The organism is Parviterribacter kavangonensis (assembly GCF_056863335.1).
Map to the genome: position 1 here is coordinate 1,160,912 of NZ_JBXPJA010000001.1, position 26,610 is coordinate 1,187,521.

22 protein-coding genes are annotated in these 26,610 nt (G+C 74.6%); 4 read left to right on the forward strand and 18 right to left on the reverse strand.

The genetic code is table 11. The features are described from left to right. The first annotated feature begins 127 nt into the window (after positions 1-127). Together AC1UE4_RS06040 and AC1UE4_RS06045 are read left to right on the forward strand one after the other, a co-directional pair. On the forward strand, positions 128-2,338 hold the full coding sequence (locus AC1UE4_RS06040; RefSeq protein ID WP_482916317.1) for a serine/threonine-protein kinase: 2,211 nt from the start codon (positions 128-130) through the stop codon (positions 2,336-2,338). Between the two features lie 2 nt (positions 2,339-2,340). Then, positions 2,341-6,513 carry an FtsK/SpoIIIE domain-containing protein gene (locus AC1UE4_RS06045; RefSeq protein WP_482916318.1) on the forward strand — a complete coding sequence of 1,391 codons (4,173 nt, stop codon included), beginning with the start codon at positions 2,341-2,343 and terminating at the stop codon, positions 6,511-6,513. Between the two features lie 6 nt (positions 6,514-6,519). On the opposite strand, the gene AC1UE4_RS06050 is transcribed toward AC1UE4_RS06045, so the two are convergent. After that, complete coding sequence (locus AC1UE4_RS06050) at positions 6,520-6,783, reverse strand: hypothetical protein (protein ID WP_482916319.1); 264 nt, start codon at positions 6,781-6,783, stop codon at positions 6,520-6,522. An 82-nt stretch (positions 6,784-6,865) separates the two neighbouring features. Between AC1UE4_RS06050 and AC1UE4_RS06055 the strand changes: the two genes are divergently transcribed. Next, positions 6,866-7,558 (forward strand): FHA domain-containing protein, encoded by a 693-nt coding sequence (locus AC1UE4_RS06055; protein ID WP_482916320.1) that lies wholly within the window; start codon positions 6,866-6,868, stop codon positions 7,556-7,558. 4 nt (positions 7,559-7,562) lie between these two features. Beyond that, positions 7,563-8,702 (forward strand): serine protease, encoded by a 1,140-nt coding sequence (locus tag AC1UE4_RS06060; protein WP_482916321.1) that lies wholly within the window; start codon positions 7,563-7,565, stop codon positions 8,700-8,702. On the opposite strand, the gene AC1UE4_RS06065 is transcribed toward AC1UE4_RS06060, so the two are convergent. From AC1UE4_RS06065 to rnz, 17 genes are all read right to left on the reverse strand, one after another. Next, positions 8,680-9,057 (reverse strand): hypothetical protein, encoded by a 378-nt coding sequence (locus AC1UE4_RS06065; RefSeq protein ID WP_482916322.1) that lies wholly within the window; start codon positions 9,055-9,057, stop codon positions 8,680-8,682. The genes AC1UE4_RS06060 and AC1UE4_RS06065 overlap by 23 nt on opposite strands. Positions 9,058-9,173: 116 nt before the next feature. Then, entirely contained in the window at positions 9,174-9,539 is a 366-nt protein-coding gene (locus tag AC1UE4_RS06070; protein ID WP_482916323.1) for a tetratricopeptide repeat protein, read from the reverse strand. 43 nt (positions 9,540-9,582) lie between these two features. After that, positions 9,583-11,940, reverse strand: coding sequence for a transglutaminase TgpA family protein (locus AC1UE4_RS06075; RefSeq protein ID WP_482916324.1), 2,358 nt, complete (start codon positions 11,938-11,940; stop codon positions 9,583-9,585). Continuing rightward, a complete protein-coding gene (locus AC1UE4_RS06080) occupies positions 11,941-13,026 on the reverse strand; it encodes a DUF58 domain-containing protein (protein ID WP_482916325.1) in 1,086 nt (361 codons plus the stop codon). 5 nt (positions 13,027-13,031) lie between these two features. Then, a complete protein-coding gene (locus tag AC1UE4_RS06085) occupies positions 13,032-13,997 on the reverse strand; it encodes an AAA family ATPase (protein WP_482916326.1) in 966 nt (321 codons plus the stop codon). Further along, on the reverse strand, positions 13,994-15,253 hold the full coding sequence (gene coaBC, locus AC1UE4_RS06090; RefSeq protein ID WP_482916327.1) for a bifunctional phosphopantothenoylcysteine decarboxylase/phosphopantothenate--cysteine ligase CoaBC: 1,260 nt from the start codon (positions 15,251-15,253) through the stop codon (positions 13,994-13,996). Before coaBC ends, AC1UE4_RS06085 begins: the two co-directional genes overlap by 4 nt. 21 nt (positions 15,254-15,274) lie before the next feature. Continuing rightward, positions 15,275-15,502 (reverse strand): DNA-directed RNA polymerase subunit omega, encoded by a 228-nt coding sequence (gene rpoZ, locus AC1UE4_RS06095; RefSeq protein WP_482916328.1) that lies wholly within the window; start codon positions 15,500-15,502, stop codon positions 15,275-15,277. A gap of 38 nt (positions 15,503-15,540) precedes the next feature. Further along, positions 15,541-16,092, reverse strand: coding sequence for a guanylate kinase (gene gmk / locus AC1UE4_RS06100; RefSeq protein ID WP_482916329.1), 552 nt, complete (start codon positions 16,090-16,092; stop codon positions 15,541-15,543). A gap of 39 nt (positions 16,093-16,131) precedes the next feature. Then, complete coding sequence (mihF, locus tag AC1UE4_RS06105; protein WP_482916330.1) at positions 16,132-16,407, reverse strand: integration host factor, actinobacterial type; 276 nt, start codon at positions 16,405-16,407, stop codon at positions 16,132-16,134. 370 nt (positions 16,408-16,777) lie between these two features. After that, positions 16,778-17,863 carry a quinone-dependent dihydroorotate dehydrogenase gene (locus AC1UE4_RS06110; protein WP_482916331.1) on the reverse strand — a complete coding sequence of 362 codons (1,086 nt, stop codon included), beginning with the start codon at positions 17,861-17,863 and terminating at the stop codon, positions 16,778-16,780. After that, positions 17,860-20,979, reverse strand: a complete 3,120-nt coding sequence (carB, locus tag AC1UE4_RS06115; RefSeq protein WP_482916332.1) for a carbamoyl-phosphate synthase large subunit — start codon at positions 20,977-20,979, stop codon at positions 17,860-17,862. The genes AC1UE4_RS06110 and carB overlap by 4 nt, the downstream gene beginning before the upstream one ends. Next, positions 20,969-22,093, reverse strand: a complete 1,125-nt coding sequence (gene carA, locus AC1UE4_RS06120) for a glutamine-hydrolyzing carbamoyl-phosphate synthase small subunit (protein WP_482916333.1) — start codon at positions 22,091-22,093, stop codon at positions 20,969-20,971. The genes carB and carA overlap by 11 nt, the downstream gene beginning before the upstream one ends. Beyond that, positions 22,090-22,677, reverse strand: a complete 588-nt coding sequence (locus AC1UE4_RS06125) for an isochorismatase family protein (protein WP_482916334.1) — start codon at positions 22,675-22,677, stop codon at positions 22,090-22,092. Before AC1UE4_RS06125 ends, carA begins: the two co-directional genes overlap by 4 nt. Beyond that, complete coding sequence (locus tag AC1UE4_RS06130) at positions 22,674-24,020, reverse strand: dihydroorotase (protein WP_482916335.1); 1,347 nt, start codon at positions 24,018-24,020, stop codon at positions 22,674-22,676. Before AC1UE4_RS06130 ends, AC1UE4_RS06125 begins: the two co-directional genes overlap by 4 nt. Next, positions 24,017-24,967 (reverse strand): aspartate carbamoyltransferase catalytic subunit, encoded by a 951-nt coding sequence (locus AC1UE4_RS06135; RefSeq protein ID WP_482916336.1) that lies wholly within the window; start codon positions 24,965-24,967, stop codon positions 24,017-24,019. The genes AC1UE4_RS06130 and AC1UE4_RS06135 overlap by 4 nt, the downstream gene beginning before the upstream one ends. Then, complete coding sequence (pyrR, locus tag AC1UE4_RS06140) at positions 24,964-25,518, reverse strand: bifunctional pyr operon transcriptional regulator/uracil phosphoribosyltransferase PyrR (RefSeq protein ID WP_482916337.1); 555 nt, start codon at positions 25,516-25,518, stop codon at positions 24,964-24,966. Before pyrR ends, AC1UE4_RS06135 begins: the two co-directional genes overlap by 4 nt. A 94-nt stretch (positions 25,519-25,612) precedes the next feature. Then, complete coding sequence (rnz, locus tag AC1UE4_RS06145; RefSeq protein WP_482916338.1) at positions 25,613-26,551, reverse strand: ribonuclease Z; 939 nt, start codon at positions 26,549-26,551, stop codon at positions 25,613-25,615. Positions 26,552-26,610: the final 59 nt, after the last annotated feature.

Below are 26,610 nucleotides of genomic sequence, written 5' to 3' on the forward strand. Positions count from 1 at the left end.
GCGAGGAACCGGGGGAACGTGGCAGAACGTACAACCACGGAAGAGCGACTCTACGGACGCACTTCATCCCGGTGGGGAAAAAAATTGGCCTTGCGCGCCCACTCTCCCGGAAGGCAGACTGACCACGGTGCTGGCACCCGGTACGGAAGTCGGTGGCTACCGCATCGAGGGCGTCCTCGGGCGCGGCGGGATGGGCGTGGTCTACGAGGCCACGCAGCTCTCGCTCGGGCGGATCGTCGCGCTGAAGCTGCTCGGCGCGGACCTGACCCACGACGAGACGTTCCGCGACCGCTTCCGCCGCGAGGGCCGGATCCAGGCCGGCCTGGACCACCCGCACATCGTTCCGGTCTACGAAGCCGGCGAGCTGCCCGGCCAGGGCCTCTTCATCGCGATGCGGATCGTCCGCGGGCCCACGCTCAAGCAGCTCATCCGAGCGGGCGACCTCACGCCGGCCCGTGCGCTCGGCGTTCTCGCCGCGGTCGCCGACGCGCTCGACAGCGCGCACGAGTCCGATCTGGTCCACCGCGACGTCAAGCCGCAGAACGTGCTCATCGGGCGCCGCGACCACCCCTACTTGGCCGACTTCGGCCTGACGCGCGGTCCGAGCGACACCGCCTACACGCGCACCGGCCACTTCGTCGGGACGCTCGACTACATCGCGCCGGAGCAGATACAGGGCGAGGCGCCCGGCGCGGCGAGCGACATCTACGCTCTGGCCGCCGTCGCGTTCGAGTGCCTCACGGGGTCGGTGCCGTTCCCCAAGCCGAGCGATGCGTCGATCCTCTACGCGCACGTCGCCGAGCCTCCTCCGCGGGCGTCCGCCCTCAGTCCGGAGCTGGGGCCGGAGGTCGACGCCGTCCTCGTCCGGGGGCTCGCGAAGGGGCCGTCCGAGCGGCCGGCCACGGCGCTGCTGCTCATCGAGGAGCTCGGCCGCGCGATCTCGGCACGCGCGGCCGCGGCACCCGTGCCCGCGCCCGCCGACGTCCCCGAGGTCGCCGGGACGACGGAGCCGGCGAGCGCACCGCCGGTCGACGCCGGCGAGACGACCGTCTCACGCGAGGCGCCCGCCGCCGCGAGCGGCACGGGGCCGACTGCACCGCTCGTCGATGCGGCGGCCGAGTCGGGGCCGTCGACGGCGCCCGTCGCCCGGACGGAGGTCGCCGAGCCGTCCGTCGAGGAGGAGGACGGAGCCGGCGGCGAGACCGCCGAGGCTTCCCGCATCGGCGCCCCGACGCGCGAGGACCGCCGCCGGGAGGTGCCGGCGGACGTCCGGCCGCCGACCGCACCGCCGCCGCGACCGCCCGAGCCGGCTGCGAGACCGCCCGAGCCCGAGCCGGAGCCCGAACCCGAGCCTGAGCCGCCACCGGAGCCGGAACCCGCAAGCGTCACTGCGCCCGCGCCCGATCGAACCCCACGGCCTCCCGGCTCCCGCCGAGGCCTGATCGCGGCCGGCGCGGCCGCGGTGCTCGTCGCCGCGGCCCTCGCCGCCGGCATCGCGACGGGCGGCGGCTCCGAGCCGCAGGAACGCGCGGAGCTGCGCAGCGGCGACCTGCAGGCGAGCGCGCCCGAGGGATGGCGGCCGACCGACGCCGTCGCGATCGACGGGCTCGACCTCCAGCCGGTGGCGGCCGCTGCGCCGGCCGGCACGGCCGAGCCCCGCATGAGCGTCGGGATGACCGACGCGACCGGCCTCTACCTCCTCCCCCGTCCGTTCCTCGATCGGCTGCCCGAGCGGCCGGCAACGGGCGACCGCGTCTCGCTCGGCGGCGGCCTCGAGGCGATCCGCTACTCCGGCCTCGAACCGAACGGCGCCGCGACGCCGTTCGACGTCCTCGTCGCGCCGACCACCGCCGGCGTCGCCACCATCGTCTGCCGCGGCACGCGCGCCGAGCGCGACGCGTGCCAGCGCGCCGCGGCGGACCTCGAGCCGAGCGGGTCCGCGGAGGCGGTGCCGCTCGGCCCCCGCGACGAGTACGCCGAGCCCGTCGGCGCGGCGCTCACGCGCCTCGAGCTCGACCGCGCCGCCGCGGCCCGCAAGTGGCGCGCGGCGAAGACCCGTCGCGCCCAGGGCGACGGCGCGGCGGCGATGGCCGCTGCGTACTCGACCGCTCGCGCCGCGCTCGCGAAGGTCGAGCCCACGCGCGTCGAGTCGGACGCCCACGCGGTCCTCCTGCGCTACGCGAAGCGGACCGCCGACGACTTCGCCGCGGCCGGCCGCGCCGCCAAGCAGGGCGAAGAGCGCATCTACGACCGCGAGCGCAAGGCGGCCCGCAGCGCCGAGACCGGCTTCGGCCGGGCGGTCGCCGACCTCGAACGACTCGGCTACCGGATCGGCTAGCGATGGAGCTGCGACTGGTCGTCCGAGCGGCGGGGCGCGCGAGCGAGGTGGCGGTCGAGGCCGAGCCGCCGACCCCGATCGCCGAGGTGCTGGCCGAGCTCGAGCGCTACCTCGAGCTGCCGCCGGGGACGGCGACCTCCGCCACGTGCGCACGCACGGGCCGGGTGCTCGCGGGCGACCTGCCGCTCGACGACGCGCGCCTGCGCGACGGCGACGAGCTGGTGCTCGGCGAGGGCGATGCCCCGGCGCACGTCGGCGACGGCGACGCGCTGCTCGTCGACCTCGTCGTCGTCGGCGGCCCGGAGTCCGGGCTGCGCGTCGGCCTCCCCGCGGGGCGGCACGTCGTCGGCCGCGGCCCGGGCGCCGACGTCGTGATCGCCGACCGGTCGATGTCGCGCCGCCACCTCGTCGTCGACGTCGCCGCGGGCGCCGTCTCCATCGGCGACGCCGGCTCGCGCAACGGGACGTTCGTCGAGGGCGCGGCGGTCACGGCCACGCGCGGCGTCCTCAACGGCGAGCAGGTCGAGGCCGGCCGGTCGCTGATCGCGTTCGAGCCGCGGCGCGAGCGCAAGACGTCGGACCACGACGGCAGCGTCGTGTTCAACCGGCCGCCGCGGCTGGCGCGGCCCGCGGCGCCGGAGCCGATCGCGCTGCCCGCCCCGCCGGCTGACGCGGCCGACACGCGACTCCCGTCGATCGCCGCGCTCGTCCCGCTCGTCGTGGGCGTCGTCATGTGGCAGGTGACCGGCAACGCGCTGCTGCTGATGTTCGCGGCGCTCGCGCCGCTGATGGCCATGACCACGTACCTCGACACGCGGCGGCAGGGACGCAGCGCGCGCAAGCGCTCGGTCCGGGACTTCGACGCAGAGGTCGAGCGGGCGGCCGCCCGGCTCGAGGAAGCGCGGCGCACCGAGGCCGAGCAGCGGCGCGCCGCGGCGCCCGATGCCGGCGCGCTGCGTGGCCGCGTCGAACGGCTCGACAGCGCGTTGTGGGAACGCCGCCCGCGCGACGAGGACTTCCTGGAGCTGCGCGTCGGCACCGCGGACCTCCCTTCGGCGGTGCCAGTCGAGATCGCGCCCGGCGGCGACGACGCCGCACGCGCCCGCGCGGCCGAGCGCCTCGACGCCGCCCGGCCGCTCGTCAACGTCCCGGTGACGCTCGCGCTGGCGGACGGCGCGGCGGGCATCGCGGCCGACGCGGCCAAGTCGGAGGCGCTCGCGCGTTGGTTGCTCGTCCAGGCCGCGATCCTCCACTCGCCCCGCGAGCTCGAGATCGGCGCCGTTCTCGCCGACGGGCGGGCGCAGGCGTGGCGCTGGCTCTCCTGGCTGCCGCACGTCCCCGGCGGAGCGGTCGTGACCGGACGCGCCGCGGGCAGCGAGATGCTCGCGCGCGAGCGCGGCGGCCGTCGCCGGCTGGTCCTCGTGGACGGCGACGCCGGCGTGCCGCCATCGTCGCTCGATGCCGCGCTCGACGCCGGCACCGCGGTCGTCTGGCTCGCGGGCGCGCCGCATGAGCTGCCCGGTGCGTGCGCCACGGTCCTCACGGAGGAGGGCGCCGCGCTGGCGCTCACCGAGATGCAGACCGGCGCCGTCGTCCGCGACATCGCCGCGGACGGCGTCACCGCGGCGTGGGCGGAGGAGACGGCGCGCGAGCTCGCCGGCATCCGCGACGCGGGTGGCGACGACGGCCGCTCCGCTGTGCCGAAGCGCGTCTCGCTGCTCGATCTCCTGCGGCTGCCGGATCCCTCGCGCGCCGCCCTGGTGGCGCGGTGGCAGGCGGCGGCGGACCGCGATGTCAGCGCGCCGATCGGCGTCACCGCGGACGGCCCGTTCGAGATCGACGTCGGCCGCCCCGAAGGCCTGCGGATGGTGGTCGCGGGCATGCCGGGCGCCGGCAAGAGCGAGCTGCTGCAGACGATGATCGCCGCGCTGGCCGCGAACAACCCGCCGACGCTGCTGACGTTCCTCCTCGTCGACTACAAGGGCGGCAGCGCGTTCCGCGACTGCGCGGAGCTGCCGCACACGGTCGGGCTGGTCACCGACCTCGACGCGCACCTCGCCGACCGTGCCCGCGTATCGCTGCTGGCCGAGCTGCGGCGGCGCGAGCACCTCCTGCGCGACGCCGGCGCCAAGAGCCTGCGCGAGCTGCGGCGCCGTGCGCCCGATCGCGCCCCCGCCTCGCTGCTCATCGTCGTCGACGAGTTCGCCACGCTCGCGCGCGAGCTCCCCGCCTTCGTCGACACCGTCGTCGACGTCGCGCAGCGCGGCCGCAGCCTCGGCGTGCACCTCGTCCTCGCGACGCAGCGGCCGCGCGGCGCCGTCACCGACGCGCTCCGGGCGAACACGAACCTGCGCATCGCCATGCGCGTGAGCGACGCCGCCGAGAGCCGCGACGTCATCGAGGCGCCCGATGCCGCTTCGATCCCGGCCGCGCTGGCCGGACGCGCCCTCGCCCTCACCGGGCGGCGCTCCGACGGCTCGCCGGAGCTGACCGAGGTGCAGATCGCGTACGTCGGCGGTCGCACGAGCGGGCTCGGCGCCCGCCGCACCGTCACGGTGCGTCCGCTCGGCGGCCCGCACCAGGCGCCGGTCGAGCGCGTGCTGTCGACCGTCGGCGGCTCGCTGCCGACCGACCTGCAGGCGATCGTCGCCGCCGCACTCGACGCGGACGAGGAGCTCGGGCTTCCGGCCCCGGCCGAGCCCTGGCTTCCCGTCCTGCCGCCGCGCCTGGAGCTCGAGCCCGAGCAGCTCACCGCGGACGGCAGCGCGGTGATCGGGATGGTCGACGAGCCCGAGCGCCAGGCGCAGACACCGCTGCGGTTCGTGCCCTCCGATGACGGCAACCTCGTCGTGTACGGGACGAGCGGGAGCGGCAAGACGTCGCTGCTGCGCACCCTCGCGTGCTCGCTCGCCGAGTCGGCGTCGCCGCTCGAGCTGCAGCTCTACGCACTCGACTTCGCCAGCCGCGGGCTCACCCCGCTCGAGGCGCTGCCCCATTGCGGTGCCGTCATCGGCGCCGACGACGACGAACGCGTCCTGCGGCTGCTCGCGTGGCTCGGACGCGTCGTCACCGCCCGCAAGCGGCGTGCCGGTCGGGGCGAGCTGACGCCCGGGACGGAGGAGACGCCCCGGCTCGTGGTGCTGGTCGACGGCTACGCCGGGTTCTCGGCGGCGTTCGAGCGCGTCGCGATGGGCGAGCCGGTGCGCACGCTCGGGCGCCTCGCCGCGGAGGGCCGCCCGCTCGGCGTGCACGTCGTCCTGACCGCCGACCGCCGCGCCGACGTCCCCGGGGCGCTGTCGGGCGTGATCCCCGCGCGCGTCGTGTTGCGGATGGCGAGCGAGGACGAGTTCGCTGCGCTCGGCGCGCCGCGCGGGGCCGCCGGCGCCGATCTGCCGCCCGGCCGCGGCTTCACCCGCGAGGGCGCGGAGCTGCAGGTGGCGTGGGTCGGCCCCGAGGCGCTCGAGCGCTGGGCCGCACGGCTGACCAACCGCCACGGCGACGCGCGCGCGCCCTCGATCGGCCGCCTGCCCACCCGGATCCACCGCGACGCGCTGCCGCGCGCCGGCGGCCCGCTCCAGGCGGTGGTCGGCCTCGACGACGAGCACCTGCAGCCGCTCGTGCTCGACCTCTCCGACACGCACCTGCTCGTGGCCGGACCGCACCGCAGCGGCGTCACCACCGCACTCGGGACCATCGCCGCCCAGCTGCGCGCCGCGGACCCGGCCGCCGAGCTCCATCTCGTCGCCCCCCGGGCCAGCGGGCTCGCGGCGCTGCCCGTGTGGACGACGGCCGCGGAGGGCCCGGACGCCGCGGCCGCGCTCGAGCGCCTGGCGGCCGGCGTCGGCGAGCCGGCGGTGATCGTCGTCGACGACGCGATGGAGCTCGGCGAGGGGACCGCCGCGACGCATCTCGAGGCGCTGCTGCGGCGCAGCCGCGACGCCCGCGTCCGGCTCGTCGCCGGCGTCGACGTGCACGCGGCGCTGCGCGCCTACGGCGGGTGGGTGCGCGACATGCGCGCCGACCGGACGGGCCTCCTCCTCCAGCCGAACCCGGACACCGACGGCGAGCTGCTCGGCACCCGCCTGTCGCTGCGCGCCGGCGCGGCGCTGCCGCCCGGGCGCGGGTTCCTCGTCGTCCGCGGCGAGCCGCGCCTCGTGCAGCTCGCGATGCCGTGAGGCCGGTCAGCCGCCCGCCTGCAGGAGCGCGTCGCGGCGTCGCGCGACCTCCATCCCTGCCTCCTGCAGCGCCGCCTGCAGCCGCCGCAGCGACGGCTCGAAGTCGCCGGTCCAGGCGCCGCGGAACCGGTCGGCCGCCGGCCCGTGCCACGTCGTGCCCGACAGCTGGGCGCTGACGGCCCGGGCGACGCCTTCGATGACCTCAGCCTGCTGCAGCAACGCGCCGCGCAGCTGCGCGAGCTGCTCGAGGTCCGCGCCCATATGCGACATGCCGTCTCTCCCTCGGGGTCGGGTTGGCGCGACGGTACTCCGCCCTGCTGACTGACGTCAACGACGGGTGTAAGGTCGGCTCGTGGCCGCCGGTGACCGCCACGACGTCGAGGCACCCGCGCCGCGCGAGATCGCGGAGCGGCTGGCCGCCGAGCGCGACGGCCGGCCGTTCCTGCTGCTGCGCGACGCCCGGCAGCGCCAGCGCATCGTCACGCTGCCCGAGGGCGGTCGCGCCTCGATCGGGCGCGACATCGACAACACCGTCTGCCTGGGCTGGGACGCGCAGGTCTCGCGCCTGCATGTGGAGCTCGAGTGGATCGGCGGCGCGTGGACGTGCAGCGACGACGGGCTGTCGCGCAACGGCACGTTCATCAACGGCGATCGGCTGAGCGGCCGCCACCGGCTGCGCGACGGCGATCAGCTGCTGATCGGCGGCACGGCAGTCTCCTTCCGCTGGCCCGACGACGTCGGCCGCAGCTCGACGCAGATCGCCGCCTCGTTCGCTCCCCCGAAGCTCACCGACGCCCAGCGCCGCGTGCTCGTCGCCCTGTGCCGCCCCTACGGTCGCGGCGCGACGTTCGCGACCCCCGCGACGAACCGCCAGATCGCCGACGAGCTGTACCTGAGCATCGACGCGGTCAAGACGCACCTGCGGTCGCTCGGCGAGAAGTTCGAGCTCGCCGACCTCCCGCAGAACGTCAAGCGCGCCCGCCTCGTCGAGCGCGCGTTCGAGCTCGGCGTCGTCACCCCGCGCGACCTCGACGGCGCGGCGTAGCCCGGTGCGGGCGGCGCGCGCGACGGCCGCCCTCACGCTGGCGCTCGCGCTCGTTCCCGCCGCCGGCGCCGATGCCGTCGTCGGGGGCCGCGTCGCGCTCCCATCCGAGCTTCCGGCCGTCGCCGCGATCCTCGACACCCGCCCCGCGCGCGACGGCAGTCCGCGACCGGACGCCGAGGCGCAGGTCTGCGGCGGGACGCTCATCGCCCCGGCGGTCGTGCTCACCGCGGCGCACTGCATCGTCGACGTCGTGGCGGGCCGCGATCTCGCGCCCGCGACGCGCCGGGTGATCCTCGGGCGGACCGACCTGCGCTCGGGGGGCGGCGAGGTGCGCGAGGTCGCCGCCATCGCGCGGCACCCCTGGTTCCGCGTGGACCCGGTGCTCTACGACGTCGCGCTTATCCGGCTCGCCGCTCCGGCCTCGCCCGGCCCGGCGGCGATCGCACCGCTCGGCCTGCGGCTGCGCGAGGGCGTCGCAGGAACGGTCGCCGGCTGGGGGCTCACCGGCGAGCTCGGGCCGGACTCGCCGGTCCTGCGCACCGCGCGGCTCCCGCTGTGGAGCAACGCGCGCTGCGCCCGCGCGTACCCGCGCGACCACGAGCCGGACCTGATGCTCTGCGCCGCCTCGCCGCGCGGCCGCCGCGACGTGTGCCGCGGCGACAGCGGCGGGCCGCTGCTCGTCGGCGGCCTCGTCGTCGGCGTGACGAGCTTCGGCCTGGGCTGCGGCCGTCCGCGGTACCCGACGAACTTCGCGTGGGCCGCGTCGCCGCTGCTGCGCGCGTGGATCACCCGGCGCGCGTCGGCGCTCGACCGCGGCGACCCCGACGCCGTCACCCCGCGGATCGCCGCCCTGCGGCTCGAGGCCGGAGGCGTCGTGCGCTACGAGCTCTCCGAGCCCGCGGAGGTCGTCCTCACCGTGCGCCGGCGCGCCGGCCGGAGCTGGAGGAGCCTGTCGCCCGCGCTCGTGCACGCGGGCCGGGCCGGCGCGAACGGCCTCCGGCTGCCGGCATGGGTGCGGCGGCTCGCATCGAGCCGCCGCACCTTCGATCTGCGCGCCGTCGCGACGGACGGCGCGGGCCTGCTGTCGGCGCCGGCGCGTGTCGCGCTGCGGCGCCGGCTGCTCAGCGCCAGTCCCAGCCGGTGAAGTACCAGCCGCTGCCGTAGTCGGCGTAGTAGAGGTTGTAGGTGATCCAGTCGCCGCCGCCGACGTAGTCCCACTGGCAGAGGGCCTCGCGGTGGTTGCTGTAGTTGTAGACGAAGCAGGTCGGGCCGATCCAGGTGCCCGACTTGAGCATCTTCGTGCGGGCGCTGCGCTCGCGGACGAGCGTCCGCAGCTTGCCCTTGAGCTTGATCGGCGCGCCCTGCTTGCCGTGGAGGACCGGCGTGGCGGCCTGCGACGTCGCGGCGTGCGCGGCACCAGCGGTGCCGGTGGTGGCGAGCGCGGCGGCCACGGCGGCGGCGGCGAGGACGCGGGCGGGACGGATGGACGTGACGGACATGGTGACCTCCTGGTCGGTGGTGCTCGGACAGGAGGCACTGTCCCGGCTCGCCGGGTCGGTTCCCGGGCAGCCAAGGGCTGGTGTCGGCCCACCCCTCGCGGGGCGCACCGCGCCGGTCAGGCCGCGCGCTTGCGGGCCTGGTCGCGGTACTTGCGGTAGTCGCCGCGCTCGGGGCGGAGGTTGCACGCGAGCGCGAGGGGGTGGCGGGCTTCCTTGTGGCGGCCGAGGAGCTGGTACGAGCGGCCGAGGCAGAAGAGCGCGAAGTCGTTGGTGGGCGCCTGCTCGACGACCGCCTCGAACTCGAGCGCGGCCTCGTCGTACCGCTGGGAGCGGAAGAACGCGCGGCCGAGCGCCTCGCGGATCGAGGTCTTCCGCGGCTCGAGGTCACGCGCACGGGCCAGCGGCACCGTGGCAGCGTGGAAGTCACCGTCCTCAAGCAACCGCGTCCCGCGCTTGAAGAGCTCGTAGACGCTGTCCGACATCCCGACCCAGTCTAGGCGGACCTCGGATCCGTCCCGAGGCGGTCTACCAGGGCGGCAGCGCCCACAGGGCGCGCAGGCGGCCGCGCCACCCGAGACCGGCACCGAGCTCGCGCCGCAGCGCCTTGCGCTCCTCCAGCGACGGATGCGCCGCGCCGTCGCCTCCGTACCGCGCCGCCCGCAGCGACCGGAAGTACGCCGCGGCGACAGGGGTGTACCGGAACGACTCCTCCAGCCGCGCCAGCGTCAGCCCGCTCTGGTGCACGCGGCCGGTCCGGCGCAACGCGCGCTGCAGCTCGGCCACCGCCTCGTCGGCGGACAGCCGGAGGAACCGCCGCCGCCCCCGCCACAGCAGCACTGAGAACACGAGGCCGCCGACCACCACGCAACCGCCGACGACCATGAGCCACACCGGCCCGCCGCCGCTGCCGTCATCGGCGGCGCCGGTGTCGATGCCCGCCGGATCGCTGGTGCGGTCCGCCGCCACGGCCGAGCCGGAACCCGACGGATCCTCGGACGAGTCCTCCTCGACCGGATCCTCGATGCCCGGCGCCTGCGAGCGGGCGGGGGCGACCGCCGGCGTCGGGTCGAACGTGATCCACCCGTACGACGGGAAGTACGCCTCGACCCACGAGTGCGCGTCGAGGTCGCGGACGACGTACTCGTTGCGCTCGCGGTCCAGGGTGCCGGGCGTGAACCCGGCGGCGATCCGCGCGGGCACGCCGCCCATCCGCAGCAGCAGCGCCATCGCGCCGGAGAACTGCTGGCAGTAGCCGACCTTGTCGCGGAAGACGAACGCGTCGAGCGGGACCGGCCGCTGCGGTGGGTTCTCGTTGTAGGAGAACCCGCGCTGGAAGTACGAGAGCACCCGGCGGACGTAGTCGTAGGGCGAGACGCTCTGCGCCCGCAGCCGCTGCGCCAGCCGCAGCATCCGCGCGTACCGCGACGACGAGACGGCCTCGCTGCCCGCGCGCTCCGCGTATCCGCGGCCCTGGTAGAGCAGGGCATCGCGGTCGTCGCCGAAGGTGCTGAACACCACGAACGCGGGCCGCCCCGTCCGCGTCGGCTGCAGCGTGGCGGGATCGATCGCCTGCGGGCCGCCGATGCCGACGGGCAGCTCCATCGACAGGTACGGCCACAGCTGCTCGGGGTAGTCGGTCGACGCGTTCGCCAGCTGCGCGGACGTCGGCCGCGGCACGTACGCCCGCGCGAGGTAGGCGTGGCCGCGCCGCAGCGGCGACCCGGCCGCGACGAACGAGCCCGGCGCCCCCGGCACCGGGTCGCGCGGCGCGCGGTCGATCCGCAGCGTCGTCCCCGCCGCGATGAACTGCTGCGTCCGCAGGTTCCGCACCGACACGCGCAGGTCCTCGACCCACCGCCGCCGCGGGCCGAGCGACGCGACGGGGTCGTCGGTGAACCCGCGCGGGCGCACCTCGCGCCAGCGCAGCCCGTCGAAGTCCGCGAGCGTCGTCGCCTTCCAGTACGACGACGCGGGCGCTCGGACGCGCAGCACCTCGCGCCCGTCACGCGCCCAGTCCAGCTGCCCGTAGCTGTGGTTCCACGCGAACGCCGTCGTCCCCCGCTCGCCCAGCGACTGCGCCAGCGACTCGTAGTCCACCCACGGCTTGCGCGCGTCGAGCGCCGGCGCCAGCGCCATCCCGGCCAGCACCGCGACGCCGACCGCGACGACCGCCACCGGGACCTCGCGCGTCGCGACCTTCTCGGCGAAGAGCACGCCCGCGAGCAGCACGGCGAACAGCGCGCCGTCCAGCCACGGATGGCGGGCGGTGAACTGCACGGCGGGGACCGCGTAGAGAACGCTGAGGAGGATCGCGGGAACGAGCGCGGGAGCGGGGCGCCCCGACCGCCCCGGCCAGCACGCCACCAGGGGACCGACGACCGCCAGCGCGGTCCCGCCGAGCAGCATCGCGATCCGGTTCCACTCGTCGACGCCGCGATAGGGAACGCTGAGGCCCGGCAGCGCCTGCAGCCCCTGCCCCAGGCCGCCGAACAGGTCGTCCCACACCTTCGGTCCGAGCAGGCGCGCGGGCACGCCGGCGAACAGCACCGCCGCGGCGAACGCCGCGACTGCCACCAGCGCCAGGACCACCAGCCGCACCGGCCGCGACGCGCGCAGCTGCAGCGTCAGGAGCACGACCGCGCCGAGCAGCACGCCCGCAGCGGCCGCGCCCAGCAGCCGGCCCGGCTCGGAAGGCCGCACCATGTCCGCCCATGCCTGCGCGCCGAACGCGGCCAGCGCCCCGCACGCGACGAGCCGGATCCACAGCGCGTCGATCGCCCGCCGCGGCTTGACCGGCGCCGTGCGCGACGGCGTCAGCCGCGGGCGGCCGAGGAACGGGTCGCGTGCGCCGGGGGCGCTCGGGTCGCGCAGCGCGGTGCTCACCTACGCACGGCTCCTCACGCGCATGCGCGCGGGCTCGATGTCGAAGCCGTGGCAGCCCGCCACGGTGAAGAGCTCGCGCCGCCCCGGCATGATGCCCGGTACCACGAGGATCCGCCCGGCGGCCGGGGCGTGCTCGAGCGCCCGCGGCGGCCGCGCCGGCACCCGCGCGGCGACGTAGAGCACCGGCCCGACGCGCGCGGCGACGCCCGACAGGGCGGGCCGGCCGCCCGGCAGCACCAGCGCGAGCCGCGCGTGCAGATGCGCCCAGCCGCCGAGCGTCGGGTCGAGCACCGTCGGCCGCCGGTCGCCCGGCAGCAGCACGGCGGCGCCCCCGTTCTTCGCGATCGACACCGCGAGCGAGGCGCACGCGCGCACGGCGGCGTCGAGGTCCTCCTCGCGCTCGCCCGCCCGCGCGTCGAGCACGATCATCGGCGTCGCGTCGGACTCCGACCGCAGCCGGCGCTCCATCATCCCGTGCCCGCGCGCCAGCGCCGGCCAGTAGATGCGCGACGCGGGCGTGCCCGGCCGGCCCTCGCGCACGCCGTCGAGCTCGACCTCCGCGGCGATCGCCGGCCGCCCCCGCCGCCGGCTGCCGTCGCCGTCGGCGCCGCGCGCCGGGACGATCGGGAACACGCGGGGCAGGACCAGCACCTCGTCGTCGCCGGGCGCGGTGACGCGACGGGCGGCGAGGCCGAGCGGGTCGCGCACCACGACGGCGGGCGGCTCGAGCGCGCGGCGCCCGCGGTGCCCGAACGTCGCGCGGATCCGCAGGCGGCGGCCGCGGCGGCCAGCTCCGAGCCGGACGGGCCGGTCGAGCAGCCGGTCGACCAGCTCCCCGCCGGGCAGCGGCACGCTGCCCACGCCCACGCCGACGTAGACGTCGAGCGGGTCGTCCTCCACGACCCGGCGCGCCTCGAGCGAGCGGTCGATCGTCACCCCGCGGGCCGCCAGCACCACCCACGCCATGCAGCTCAGCGCGAGCACGACGAGCCCCGCCCCGGGGACGTAGAGCGGCTCGGCGTCGAACGTCCCCGCGACCAGCACCAGCCCCAGCCCGAGTGCGAGGATGCCGGCGGCTGGGCGCATCGCGGCTAGAGGGCCGGGGTGGCCGCCAGCGCGTCGACGATGACCTGCTCGGCCGTCGCGTCGACCGCCTCGGGCGCGAGCACGATCCGGTGCTCGAGCACGGGCCGGGCCAGTGCCTGCACGTCATCGGGCAGCGCGTGGTCGCGGCCCTGCAGCAGCGCGCGGGCCTTCGCGGCGCGCAGCAGCATGAGGCCGGCGCGCGGGGACGCGCCGAGCTCGGTCCGCGCGTCGTCGCGCGTGTGCTGCAGCAGCCCGACGACGTAGCGGCGCAGTGCGTCGGTGGCGAGGATCCGCTCGCCCGCCTGCTGGGCCATGAGCACGTCGGCGGCGCTGGCGACCGGCTGCAGCTCGGCCGTGCGGTCGCCGCGCTCGTGCTGGGCGAGCATCTCCGCCTCGCCGCGCGCCGTCGGGTAGCCGAGCGACAGCCGCATCATGAAGCGGTCGACCTGCGCCTCGGGCAGCGGGTACGTGCCCTCGTACTCGACCGGGTTCTGCGTGGCGAGGACGAGGAACGGCCGCGCGAGCTCGTGCGTGTGGACGTCGACGGTCACCCGCCGCTCCTGCATGCACTCGAGCAGCCCGGACTGCGTCTTGGGCGACGCGCGGTTGATCTCGTCGACGATGACCACGTTCGCGAAGATCGGGCCGGGGCGGAACTCGAAGCGGTCCTCGCGCTGGTTGAAGACGTTCGTGCCGACGACGTCGGCGGGCAGCAGGTCGGCCGTGCACTGCACGCGCGCGAACTGCAGGTCCATCGACCGGGCGAGCGAGCGGGCGAGCGTCGTCTTGCCGACGCCCGGCAGGTCCTCGATGAGCACGTGGCCCTCGGCGACGAGCGCGATGAGCGCCTGCTGCAGCAGCTCGTCGCCCACCTCGACGGCGGTGTGGACGTTGGCGGTGATGCGCTTGACGATCGCCGCGCACGCGGCCAGCTCGTCGTCGCCGACCCGTTGCGACGCGTCGATGGTCACGAGCCGGCCACCGCCTGCGCGCGCAGCCGGACGACCTCGTCGAGGATCGCGCGGGCGATCTCGGCCTTGGGCGCGCGGGGAACGGGGAGCTCACGGTCGGCGGTCACGATCGTCACCTCGTTCTGCACGCTGTCGAACCCGATGTCCTTGCGCGAGATGTCGTTGACCACGATCGCGTCCAACCCCTTCCGCCGCAGCTTGTCGCGTCCGTACTCGAGCGCGCCGTCGCCGTGCTCGGCGGCGAAGCCCACGACGGTCTGGCCCGGCCCTCGGAGGGCGGCCAGCTCGCTGAGGATGTCCGGGGTGAGCTCGAGGTCGACGCGCATCGTGTCCTGACCGGCCGTCTTCTTGATCTTCTTCTCGGCAGCTAAAGCGGGCCTGAAGTCGACGACGGCAGCGGCCATCAGGAGGACGTCGGTGCGCCCGAACGCGTCGACCGCGGCCTCCCGCAGCTCCTCCGCGGTCTGGACGTCGACGTACGTGACGCCGGGGTCGCGGGGCAGCTCGACGTTCGCGGCGATGACGGTCACCTCCGCACCGAGCCGCGCGCCGACCTCGGCGAGCGCGAAGCCCATCCGCCCCGACGAGCGGTTGCCGATGTAGCGGACGCTGTCGATCGGCTCGCGCGTGCCGCCGGCGGTGACGAGCAGCTTGAGGCCGTCGAGCGGCGACGGCCCCCCGCGCCCGACGATCGCGGCGAGCAGGTCGGCGGGCTCCGCGAGCCGGCCGGTGCCGTGCTCGCCCTTCGAGGCGAGGTCGCCGGTGCCGGGATCGACGATCGTCACGCCGCGGGCGCGCAGGAGCTCGACGTTGGCGCGCGTGGCCGGGTGCTCCCACATGTGCCCGTTCATCGCCGGCGCGACGACCACCGGGCAGGTGGCGGCGAGCGCGGCGCTCGTGACGAGGTTGTCGGCGAGGCCGTGCGCGAGCTTGGCGATCGTGTTCGCCGACGCGGGCGCGATGAGGAAGACGTCGGCGTTCTCGACCAGCGCGAGGTGGCTGATCGGCTCGTGGACGCCGTCCCCGCCCACCCCGGGATCGCCGGGGAAGGCGCCCCGGGCGGGATCGCGCTCGAACTCGCCGGTGAGGACGGGCGCGCCCGTCAGCGCCGCGAACGAGGCGGCGCCGACGAAGCGCTGCGAGGTGGGCGTCTGGATGACGCGTACGGCGTGGCCCGCCTTCGTCGCGAGGCGCACGAGCTCGAGCGCCTTGTACGCGGCGATCCCGCCGGTGACGCCGAGCAGGATCCGGGCCATCGCCGACCGCCGCGGTCCCGCCTAGCGGTAGTGGTACTTCAGCTTGCCGGCGGCGACTTCCTCGAGCGCGATCGTGAGGTAGTTCTTCGACGCCGTGTCGATCATCGGCGGCGGGAACTCGTCGAAGGTCCCCTCCCCGAGGTTGTGGTAGTACGAGTTGATCTGCCGGGCACGCTTGGCGGCGACCAGGACGGACGCGTAGTTGGAGTCCACGTGCTCGAGCAGCTTGTCGAGGCGGGGCGAGATCATGCGGGGAAGTGTAGAGCCCGGCCCGTCCGTGGACCGAGTTACAGCGCTTCGCGCACGACGGCCTCGAGCTCGCCCACCGCGTCCTCGAGCCGGTCGTTGACGACGACCTTGCCGAACTCGTCCTGCGCGGCGAGCTCGTCGCGGGCAACGGCCAGCCGCCGCGCCACCTGGTCGGCGTCGTCGGTGCCGCGGCCCACGAGCCGCGCCCGCAGCGCATCCTCCGACGGCGGGGCTATGAAGATCTGCAGCGCCTCGGGCATGGTCTCGCGGACCTGCCGGGCGCCCTGCAGCTCGATCTCGAGCACCACCGGGTGACCGCCCGCGACCCGGCGCTCGAGCTCCTCGCGCAGGGTGCCGTAGCGGCGGCCGGAGTACTCGGCGTGCTCGACGAAGTCGCCGGCCTCGACGCGGCGAGCGAACTCGTCGTCGCTGAGGAACCAGTAGTCGACGCCGTGCGTCTCCCCCGGCCGCGGCCCGCGCGTGGTCGCCGAGACGGAGAGCTGGAGCTCCGGCACGCGCTCGCGCAGCGCGCGGATGAGCGTGCCCTTGCCGACGCCCGACGGGCCGGTGATGACGAAGACCCGGGCCAACCCGTCAGGGGCTGACGTCCACGCGCGCGCGTGCGCGCGTCACCGGCGCAGGAGCGAGACGAGCTCGTTGCGCTGCCGCTCGGACAGGCCGCCGATCGTCTTGCTCGGCGAGATCCGGCACGTGACGAGGATCTTGTTGACCTTCACCCGGCCGTACTTCGGCACGGCCAAGAGCATGTCGAAGACCTTGGCCGTCTCGAGGTACTCGGGCGGGGTCAGCAGGAGATCGTGGATCGACACGCGGCCTGCCTTCAGATCGCGCTTCAGCTGCGCGCGGCGAGTCCGGATCTCGTTCGCGCGCTGCAGGGCGTCCATGCGTTGGACGAGGGATCTTTCGGGGGCCGCGGCCTGCTTCGGGGGCGTGTTCGTGGCCGGCGGCATGGGCGGCGACTATACCCCGTCGTCCGGGTCCTGCAAGGTCTCACGAGCGAAGATCCCTAGACCTCGACGCGAGCTTGAGATCAGTCCAGCCAGGTCGACCCTCTTCGCGGCGATTTGCAGGCTTTTCGCCTACACGCACAAAAAGCCACTGCCCAATGCAAGGCAGCGGCCTCGTGAGAACGCGACACGTCTTCGGTTGCCTGCTGACGAAGGCGGCGACCCGCTCGACGAACGTCGCACGGCGCCGCGCCGCCGCGCGGATGGGACTCCTCCCGAGACCGCCTGAGCGGTCTCACTGGTGAGGCTACCGCACGGCCGGCGCTGTTGCCGCGCCAGTCGCGGCGGCTTCGGAGCCGACGACGAACTGGATCCGGGTCAACCCCCGCTCGCGCGCGCGACGGGCCAGCTCGCGGTTGATCCGGGCGGCCGTGAGCGGCCCTCCGTACACGAAGCCGGTGTAGAGCTGGACGAGCGTCGCCCCCGCGGCGAGCCGCCGCCACGCCTCGTGGGCGTCGTCGATGCCGCCGGCGGCGACGAGCACGAGCCGGTCGCCGGTGCGGGCGCGGAGGCGCCGCAGAACGGCGAGCGAGCGGTCGCGCAGCGGGCGGCCCGAGAGCCCGCCGGCGCCGATGCCGTCGATCTCCTGCGGCGATGCGGTGAGGCCGTCGCGGGCGATCGTGGTGTTGGTGGCGATGATCCCGGCGAGCCCGAGCTCGAGCGCCAGGTCGGCGACGGCGTCGACGTCCTCGTCGGCGAGATCCGGCGCGATCTTCACGAGCACGGGCTTGTCGGTCGCCGCGGTGACCGCCTCGAGCAGCGGGCGCAGCTGCTCCACGGCCTGCAGGTCGCGCAGCCCGGGCGTGTTCGGCGAGCTGACGTTGACCGTCACGTAGTCGGCCAGCGGCGCGAGCGTCCGCGCGCCCTCGACGAAGTCCGCGACCGCGTCCGTGCTCGTCTTGTTGCGCCCGAGGTTGACGCCGAGGATCGCGTCGCCCTCTCCCCCGCGCCGTTCGAGCCGGCGGCGGGCGCGGCCGGCGCCGCCGCTGTTGAAGCCCATCCGGTTGACGATCGCCCGGTCGCCGCGCAGGCGGAAGAGCCGCGGCTTCGGGTTGCCGGGCTGCGGCCGCGGGGTGACGGTCCCGACCTCGACGCTGCCGAACCCGAGCGCGGCCAGTCCGGCGAACGCGGTCGCGTCCTTGTCGAAGCCGGCGGCCAGCCCGACCGGCGACGGGAACGTCAGCCCGAAGGCCTCGGTGCGCAGCACCGCGTCGCGCGGCGCCAGCAGCCGGCGGACGACCGTCCGCAGCGGCGCGACGACCGCCAGCACCCGCAGCACCGCGAAGGCGACCCGGTGGGCCGTCTCCGCGGGCAGCAGGAACAGCGGGTTCATCGCGCCCGGGCCCGCGCGGCGATCTTGCCGTGGATCTCCTGGAGCGACTCGACCTCCGCCGCGCCGCGCTGGCGGGCGACCGCGATGGCGCGCGCCGCGGCCATGCCGCTCGAGATCGTCGTGATGCACGGCACGCCGGCGGTCACCGCGGCGCGGCGGATCTCCCACCCGTCCGTGCGCGCGCCCGAGCCGGTCGGCGTGTTGACGACGAGGTCGACGTCCCCGCGCTCGATCCAGTCGACGACGTGATCGTCGCCCTCGGCGATCTTGTTGATCGCCGTGCACGGCACGCCCATGGCCTGGATCGCCCGCGCCGTGCCGCGCGTGGCGACGATGCGGAAGCCGAGGTCGTGCAGCGTCGAGGCGATCCCGTGGACGGCGGCCTTGTCGGAGTCGGTCACCGTGAGGAAGACCGTGCCCTCCTGCGGCAGCGCCGACCCGGCGGCGGCCTGCGCCTTCGCGAACGCGGTCGGGAAGTCGCGGCCGATGCCCATCACTTCGCCCGTCGAGCGCATCTCCGGCCCGAGCAGCGCGTCGGCGTCGCGGAACCGGTCGAAGGGCAGCACGGCCTCCTTCACGCTCACGTGCGTGCTCTCGGCCGCCCCGCCGACAGCCTCGGGCGGCAGGTCGAGGTCGCCGATCCTCTCGCCGAGCATGAGCCGGCAGGCCATCTTCGCGAGCGGCACGCCGACGGCCTTGGAGATGAACGGCACGGTCCGCGACGCGCGCGGGTTGGCCTCGATGACGTGCACCTTGCCGTCGCAGACGCCGTACTGGACGTTGATGAGGCCGACGACGCCGAGGCCGAGGGCGATCGCCTCGGTCTGGCGGCGCAGCTCGGCCAGCATCTCGGGCCCGAGCGAGTGCGGCGGCAGCACCTGCGCGGAGTCGCCCGAGTGGATCCCGGCCTCCTCGACGTGCTGCAGCATCCCGCCGATCCACACGCTCTCGCCGTCGCACAGCGCGTCGACGTCGACCTCGATCGCGTTCTCGAGGAAGCGGTCGAGGTAGATCGCGCGCCCCCCGCCGTTCGTTCCGACGCCCTCGCGGCGGAGGTAGTCCTCGAGGCCCTCGCGGCTGTAGACGATCTCCATCGCCCGGCCGCCGAGCACGTAGGACGGGCGCACGAGCAGCGGCCAGCCGACGTCCTCGGCCTTGTCGAGCGCCTCGGCCACCGAGTGCGCGGTCGCGTACGCCGGCGCGCGCAGCCCGAGCTCGTCCAGCAGCGCGCCGAAGCGCCCGCGGTCCTCGGCGAGGTCGATCGCGTCGACGCTCGTCCCGAGGATCGGCACGCCGGCCTCGCTCAGCCCGTGCGCCAGCTTCAGCGGCGTCTGGCCGCCGAACTGCACGATCACGCCCTCCGGCTGCTCGATCTCCACGACGCCGAGCACGTCCTCCAGCGTCAGCGGCTCGAAGTACAGGCGGTCCGACGTGTCGTAGTCGGTCGAGACCGTCTCCGGGTTGCAGTTGATCATCACCGCGTCGCGGCCCGAGTCGCGGACCGTCATCGCGGCGTGCACGCAGCAGTAGTCGAACTCGATCCCCTGCCCGATGCGGTTGGGCCCGGAGCCGAGGATCACGACCGACGGCTTGTCGCCGCGCTCGACCTCGTCGGCCCGGCGGCGCTCCCAGCCCGAGTAGTAGTACGGCGTGCGCGCCTCGAACTCGGCGGCGCACGTGTCGACCGACTTGAACGTCCGCTCGCCGCGGAACGGCGCCTCGGGATCGGCCGCGAGCTCGGCGAACTCGGCCAGGAACCAGCGGTCGATCTTCGTCCGCTCGTGGATCTCCTCGACCGAGGCGCCGCGGCGCAGCGCCTCGAGCAGCACGTCGAAGCGGTCGGCCGTCGGACGCCCGACGCGCTCGAGCAGCTGATCCAGCGGCGCGGAGACGTCGGCCTTGCGGTCGAGCTCGCGCGAGCGCATCGCCTTCGCGAACGCCTGCTGGAACGTCCGCCCCATCGACATCGCCTCGCCGACGGACTTCATGTGCGTCGTCAGCTCGTCGTTCGCGCCGGCGAACTTCTCGAACGCGAACCGCGGCCACTTGACGACGACGTAGTCGATCGTCGGCTCGAAGCTCGCGGGCGTCGCCTGCGTGATGTCGTTGTCGATCTCCTCGAGCGCGTAGCCGACCGCGAGCCGCGCGGCGATCTTCGCGATCGGGAACCCGGTCGCCTTCGAGGCCAGCGCGCTGGACCGCGAGACGCGCGGGTTCATCTCGATGACGAGGACCTCCTCGGTCTCCGGGTTGACCGCGAACTGCACGTTCGAGCCGCCCGTCTCGACGCCGACCGCGCGGATGACCGTGAACGCCTGGTCGCGCAGCTCCTGGTAGAGCCGGTCGGTCAGCGTCTGCTGCGGCGCCACGGTCACGGAGTCGCCGGTGTGGACGCCCATCGGGTCGACGTTCTCGATCGAGCAGACGATCACGCAGTTGTCGTTGCGGTCGCGCATGACCTCGAGCTCGAACTCGCCCCAGCCGATCACCGACTGGTCGATGAGGACCTGGCCGATCGGGCTCGCATCGAGGCCGCGCGTGACGACCTCGCGGAACTCCTGCAGGTCATGGGCGACGCCGCCGCCGCGCCCGCCGAGCGTGAACGCCGGGCGGATGATCGCCGGCAGGCCGACGTCGGGGATGAGGTCCTCCGCCTCGGCGAGCGAGTGCGCGATGCCGCTGCGCGGCATCTTCAGCCCCGCCTGCTCCATCGTCTGGGCGAAGAGGTCGCGGTCCTCGGCGCGGCCGATCGCCTCGTAGTTCGCGCCGATGAGCTCGACGCCGAAGCGCTCGAGCGTCCCGTCCTCGGCCAGCGCGCGGGCGAGGTTGAGCGCGGTCTGCCCGCCCAGCGTCGGCAGCAGCGCGTCCGGCCGCTCCTTCTCGATGACCTGCGCGACGGGGCCGGGCAGCAGCGGCTCGATGTACGTCGCGTCCGCGAACTCCGGGTCGGTCATGATCGTCGCCGGGTTGGAGTTGACGAGGACGACCTCGTAGCCCTCCTCGCGCAGGACCTTGCAGGCCTGCACGCCCGAGTAGTCGAACTCCGCCGCCTGCCCGATGACGATCGGGCCCGAGCCGAGGATGAGGATCCGGTTGATGTCGTCCCTACGCGGCACGCTCGAGGCTCCTCACGAACTCGTCGAACAGGTGATGGGCGTCGTGCGGGCCGGGGCCGGCCTCGGGGTGGTACTGGATCGTCCCGGCGGGGACGTCGAGCAGCGTCAGGCCCTCGACCGTTCGGTCGTAGAGGTTCACCCGGCTGAGCTGGGCGGTGCCGAAGTCGGTCTCCCAGCGGACCGGCTCGTCGACGTCGATCGTCCGCGCGCCGTTGGGGCCGACCACCGCGAAGCCGTGGTTCTGGCTCGTGATCTCGATGCGCCCGGTCTCGACGTCCTTGACCGGGTGGTTCGCGCCGCGATGGCCGAACGGCAGCTTGAAGGTCTCGAGCCCCACCGCCCGGCTGAGCAGCTGGTGGCCGAGGCAGATGCCCCACACCGGCTTCTTCCCGACGACCTCACGCACGGTCGCCACGATGTGGTCCAGAGCGGACGGATCACCGGGTCCGTTGGCCAGGAACACGGCATCCGGGTCGTCCTGCAGCAAGGTCGTTGCAGAGACGTCGCAGGGATGGAGCGAAACGCGCGCTCCGCGTTGCACGAGGTGCCGGACGATGGACGCCTTGATGCCGGTGTCGATCGCAGCGATCCGCGGGCCGTTCCCGCTCCCCAGCCGCACGACCTCCTTGGGCGTGACCTCGCGGGCCAGGTCACGGCCGGCCATCGAGGGCTCGGCGGCGATGAGGTCGCGGGCCTCGGACTCGCTGATCCGCTCCGGGAACAGGCCGCCGCGCATCGCCCCCTCGCTGCGGATGTGCCGCACGAGCGCGCGCGTGTCGAGCCCGGTGATCGCCGGGATGCCGCAGTCGCGCAGCCAGTCCAGCCAGCCCGCCTCGGCGCCGGGGGCGTCCTCGTGATTGACGGCGGAGCGCATGATCGCCGCCCGCGCGTGGATGCGGTCGGACTCCATCGCGTCCTGCGAGACGCCGTAGTTGCCGATGTGCGGGTACGTGAACGTGATGAGCTGGCCCGCGAAGCTCGGGTCGGTCACCGACTCCTGGTAGCCGGCCATGCCGGTCGTGAAGACGACCTCGCCGACCGCCGGGGCGTCGTGGCCGGCGGCGTCGCCGTCGAACCGGGTGCCGTCCTCGAGGAGGACGTAGGCGCCGCTCACTTGATCAACCTCTGGACCGCCTTGAACTCGTCTGTTCCCGCGCGCTCGCACAGCTCGAGCAGGGCCATCTCGACCGTGGTCGGGACGGCGCCGGAGCGCTCGGCGCGCTGCAGCGCGATCTCCTTGTTGCGCGGATTGCGGCTCGCGATCGCGTCGGCGACGAGGTGCACCTCGACGCCGCCGGCCAGCAGGTCCGCGACCGTCTGGTGGACGCACACGTGCGCCTCGATGCCGCAGACGATCGCCTGCCGCCGCCCGCCGAGGTCGAAGCCCTCGGCGCGGCTGGCCGCGAAGACCGTCTTCGGCAGGACCCTCTCCTCCTTCAGCCCGACCTCGGCGACCGTGGCGCCGAGGCCTTGCGGGTACTGCTCGGTCACGACCGCGGGGACGCCGAGGATCCGTGCCGCCTCGACCAGGGTCGCCGTCTTCCCGGCGATCGCCTCGAAGTCGGGCACCGCCTTGCGGAACGCCTCCTGGACGTCGACGACGACGAGCACCGCCTCGTCGCGGCGCAGCAGCCCGCGGACGGGACCGGCCTCGCCGGTGGTGCGCGGGACGCCGGGGGTCTCGCTGACCGCGGTCATGCGGCGCTCAGGGCGAACGCCCGCTGGCGGTAGGCGACCGTGCCGGCCGCGAGGGTCAGCAACACGCGGCCGCGCAGCTGCCGTCCGGCGAACGCGTTGTTCTCCGACCGGCTCTCGTAGCCGCTCTCGCCGACGATCCACTCCGCCTCGAGGTCGACGAGCGTGAGGTCCGCGACGCGGCCCTTCTCGATGACCGGCGTGTCGAGGTCGAGCAGCGCGGCGCCCGCGTTGAGCTTCTCGATGACGAGGCCCAACGGCAGGACGCCGGGCAGGACGAGGTCGGTGTACACCGACGCGAACGCGGTCTCGAGCCCGGTGGTCCCCATCGGCGCCTGCTCGAACGGGACCTCCTTCTCGTCGCGCGCGTGCGGCGCGTGGTCCGTGGCGATGCAGTCGATCGTCCCGTCGCGCAACCCGTGGATGAGCGCCTGGCGGTCGCGCTCGCTGCGCAGCGGCGGGTTCATCTTCATACGCGTGTCGAGGCCGTGGACCGCCTCGTCGGTCAGCGTCAGGTGGTGCGGGCTCGCCTCGGCGCTGATCCGCACGCCGCGCTCCTTCGCGAAGGCGACCGCCTCGACCGACTCGACGCAGCTGAGGTGCTGCATGTGCACGCGCCCGTCCTCGTACCCGGCGATCGCCGCGTCGCGGGCGACCATCGTGGACTCGGAGATGCTCGGGATGCCGCTGACGCCGAGCAGCGCGGAGACCGAGCCCTCGTGCATCGCGCCCTTGCCGCTCAGCAGCGGGTCCTCCTCGTGCAGCGCCAGGACGCCGCCGACCATCCGCTGGTACTGGAAGGCGAGGCGCAGGATCTGCGCGCTCGTGACCGGCTTGCCGTCGTCGGTGAAGCCGAGCGCCCCGAGGTCGCGCAGCTCGGCCATCTCGGTGAGCTGCTCGCCCTTCATGCCGACGGTGATGCAGGGCATGAAGCCGACGGGGATGCGGGCCTCGCGGGCGGCGGCGTCCTTGAGCGCGCGCAGGATCGGCGCGGAGTCGACGACCGGGTCGGTGTTCGGCATCGCGACGACGGCGCAGAAGCCGCCGGCCGCGGCGGCGCGGGTCCCGGTGTCGAGGTCCTCCTTGTGCTCCTGGCCCGGCGTGCGCAGGTGCACGTGCGGGTCGACGAAGGCCGGCAGCAGGTGCTTGCCCTCGCCGTCGACGACCTCGACGCCCTGCGGGGCGTCGATCGAGCCCGGCGCGCCGAGCTCGGCGATCTCGCCCCCGCGGACGAGCACGTCGTGGGCGGCGTCGATCCCGGTCCGCGGGTCGAGCACGTGGGCGCCGCGGATCAGGACGTCGGCGGCGGGAGCTTCGCGGTGGACGAGGTTGGCGTTCGCGCTCATGCCAGCTGCGCCTCCACCCGGCTGCGCGCGCCCGGGCCGTCCGGCGCGCGGGAGCCCTCGAGGACGTCGTAGAGCACCGCCATGCGGACGACGACGCCGGCCTCGACCTGCGCGGTGATGACCGCCTGCGGCGAGTCGACCACCTCGCCCGACAGCTCGACGCCGCGGTTCACCGGGCCCGGGTGCATGAGCACCTGGCGCGCGCCGAGCCGGCGGCCGTTGATCTGGAAGCGCGAGGCGTACTCGCGCAGCGAGGGCAGGTACGGCTGGTCGATGCGCTCGTTCTGCATCCGCAGCGCGTAGACGACGTCGGCGTCGCGGAGGTCGTCGAGGTCGTAGCGCACGTCGCAGCCGAGCGTCTCCATGTCGCGCGGGATGAGCGTCGGCGGGCCGGCGATCGTCACGTGCGCGCCCATCTCGCGGAAGGCGAGGATGTTCGACCGCGCGACGCGGCTGTGCAGGACGTCGCCGACGATCCAGATGCTCTTGCCCTCGAGCGTCCCGAGCTTGCGGATGAGCGTGTAGACGTCGAGCAGCGCCTGCGTCGGGTGCTCGTGCTTGCCGTCGCCGGCGTTGACGACGCTCGCCCCGCTCCAGCGGGCGACGAGGTCGGCGCTGCCGGCCCAGGGCGTGCGGCAGACGATCGCGTCCGGCTTGTGGGCGCTCAGCGTGAGGACCGTGTCCTTGAGCGACTCGCCCTTCTCGACGCTCGACCCGCTGGCGGAGAAGTTGACCACGTCGGCGCTGAGGCGCTTGGCGGCGAGCTCGAACGAGCCTCGCGTGCGCGTGCTCGCCTCGTAGAAGAGGTTCAGCACCGTCCGGCCGCGCAGCGCGGGGACCTTCTTGATCGGCCGCCGTGCGACCTCCTCGAACGAGGTGGCGAGCTCGACGATGCGCTCGATGCGCTCGCGGTCGAGGTCGTGCTCGACGGAGAGCAGGTGCCTCATCGGGTCAGTGCCTCCTGCGGTTGGACGATGGCGACCTCGTCCGTGCCGTCGAGCTCGTCGAGGCGGACGCTGACGCGCTCGGAGCGCGCGGTCGGGATGTTCTTGCCGATGTAGTCCGCGCGGAAGGGCAGCTCGCGGTGACCGCGGTCGGTCAGCACGGCGAGCTGCACGCGCTCGGGGCGGCCGTAGGCGAAGAGCGCCTCGATCGCCGCCCGGACGGTGCGGCCGGTGTAGAGGACGTCGTCGACGATGACCACGGTCATCCCCTCGAGCGGGAAGCCGATGTGGCTCGCCTGGACCACCGGCTGCTCGTGCCGGGTGGTGACGTCGTCGCGGTAGAAGTTGATGTCGAGGTCGCCGAGTGGGACCTGCGCGTCGAGCAGGTCCTCGACGAGCCCGTGCAGCCGCTGGGCGAGCAGCGCGCCGCGGCGGTGGATGCCGACGATCGCGAGACGGTCCGCCTCCGCGTTCTTCTCCACGATCTCGTGCGCGATCCGCACGAGCGTGCGCCTGATGTCGTCCCGATCGAGGACGACCTTCTCTGCTTCCATCCTGTCCTCCCTGGCCTCGCTGGACCGTCGCCCGGTCTCACAGGACCGGTTGGTAGGAACGTTCGGGAGTTGACGATAACAGCGGTCCCGGCGGTCAGGCCGGCACGTGCTCGTCCCCGCGGATCAGCTCGGGCTCGCCCTTCTCGGGGAACGGGACGTCGATGACGTCGAAGTCCCTGGGCACGACCGTGTTCGGGAAGATCGCGCGGGCCTCGTCCTTGATCTCGCGGCCGCCGTAGCGGGTCGAGAGGTGCACGAGCGCGAGCAGCTGCACGCCCGCCTCCTCGGCGATCTCGGCGGCCTGGCGCGCGGTCGAGTGCTGCGTCTCGCGCGCCCGCTCGCGCTCCTCCTCGGTGAAGGTCGCCTCGTGGATGAGCACGTCCGCGCCCTCGGCGATGCGCATGAGCGCGTCGCACGGCGCGGTGTCGCCGCTGATCACGATCTTGCGTCCCGGCCGCGCGGGCCCGACGACCTCCTCGGGCGCGACGCCGTCGACGACCTCGCCGCGCTGCAGCCGGCCGAAGTCGGGGCCCGGCGTGACCCCGCGCTTCTCGGCGAGCTCCGCGTCGAAGCGGCCCGGCCGCTCGTCCTCGATGAGCGCGTAGCCGAACGCCTCGGTGCGGTGGCGCACCGGCACGGACGCGATGACGTAGCCGTCGTGCTGCACCTCGTCGTAGCGCTCGAGCTCCTCGACCTCGAGGCCGAACCGCGGCCGCCCGAGCACGAGCCGCATCGACCCGATGGCCGCCTTCATGCCCGGCGGGCCGTAGACGGTCAGCGGCCGCTCGCGGTCGCGCAGCTCGAACGACTTGATCATCCCCGGCAGCCCGAGCCAGTGGTCGACGTGCAGGTGCGTGATGTACACGGCGTCGATGTCCGCGAGCCCGACCGAGCGAATCAGTTGCCGCTGCGTCCCTTCCCCGCAGTCCACGAGGATCCGGTCGCCACCACGGCGCAGCAACGTCGCGGGCAACCCCCGCCGCGCCGTGGGAACGGAGCCGGCCGTGCCGGCGAAGACGACCGAGAGGTCCATCGCCCGCCGAGCATAGGCCCGCACCCCCTCGACGGGGCAGCGACCGACTACGATGTCGA

What these genes read in the sequence shown, in the direction of transcription:
- pyrR (WP_482916337.1), bottom strand. Translation starts at nt 25,518, where the DNA reads ATGGAAGCAGAGAAGGTCGTCCTCGATCGGGACGACATCAGGCGCACG.
- AC1UE4_RS06130 (WP_482916335.1), bottom strand. Translation starts at nt 24,020, where the DNA reads ATGAGCGCGAACGCCAACCTCGTCCACCGCGAAGCTCCCGCCGCCGAC.
- mihF (WP_482916330.1), bottom strand. Translation starts at nt 16,407, where the DNA reads ATGGACGCCCTGCAGCGCGCGAACGAGATCCGGACTCGCCGCGCGCAG.
- AC1UE4_RS06065 (WP_482916322.1), bottom strand. Translation starts at nt 9,057, where the DNA reads ATGTCCGTCACGTCCATCCGTCCCGCCCGCGTCCTCGCCGCCGCCGCC.
- AC1UE4_RS06080 (WP_482916325.1), bottom strand. Translation starts at nt 13,026, where the DNA reads ATGCGCCCAGCCGCCGGCATCCTCGCACTCGGGCTGGGGCTGGTGCTG.
- coaBC (WP_482916327.1), bottom strand. Translation starts at nt 15,253, where the DNA reads ATGGCCCGGATCCTGCTCGGCGTCACCGGCGGGATCGCCGCGTACAAG.
- AC1UE4_RS06135 (WP_482916336.1), bottom strand. Translation starts at nt 24,967, where the DNA reads ATGAGGCACCTGCTCTCCGTCGAGCACGACCTCGACCGCGAGCGCATC.
- rpoZ (WP_482916328.1), bottom strand. Translation starts at nt 15,502, where the DNA reads ATGATCTCGCCCCGCCTCGACAAGCTGCTCGAGCACGTGGACTCCAAC.
- AC1UE4_RS06125 (WP_482916334.1), bottom strand. Translation starts at nt 22,677, where the DNA reads ATGACCGCGGTCAGCGAGACCCCCGGCGTCCCGCGCACCACCGGCGAG.
- AC1UE4_RS06110 (WP_482916331.1), bottom strand. Translation starts at nt 17,863, where the DNA reads ATGAACCCGCTGTTCCTGCTGCCCGCGGAGACGGCCCACCGGGTCGCC.
- AC1UE4_RS06050 (WP_482916319.1), bottom strand. Translation starts at nt 6,783, where the DNA reads ATGTCGCATATGGGCGCGGACCTCGAGCAGCTCGCGCAGCTGCGCGGC.
- rnz (WP_482916338.1), bottom strand. Translation starts at nt 26,551, where the DNA reads ATGGACCTCTCGGTCGTCTTCGCCGGCACGGCCGGCTCCGTTCCCACG.
- AC1UE4_RS06070 (WP_482916323.1), bottom strand. Translation starts at nt 9,539, where the DNA reads ATGTCGGACAGCGTCTACGAGCTCTTCAAGCGCGGGACGCGGTTGCTT.
- AC1UE4_RS06045 (WP_482916318.1), top strand. Translation starts at nt 2,341, where the DNA reads ATGGAGCTGCGACTGGTCGTCCGAGCGGCGGGGCGCGCGAGCGAGGTG.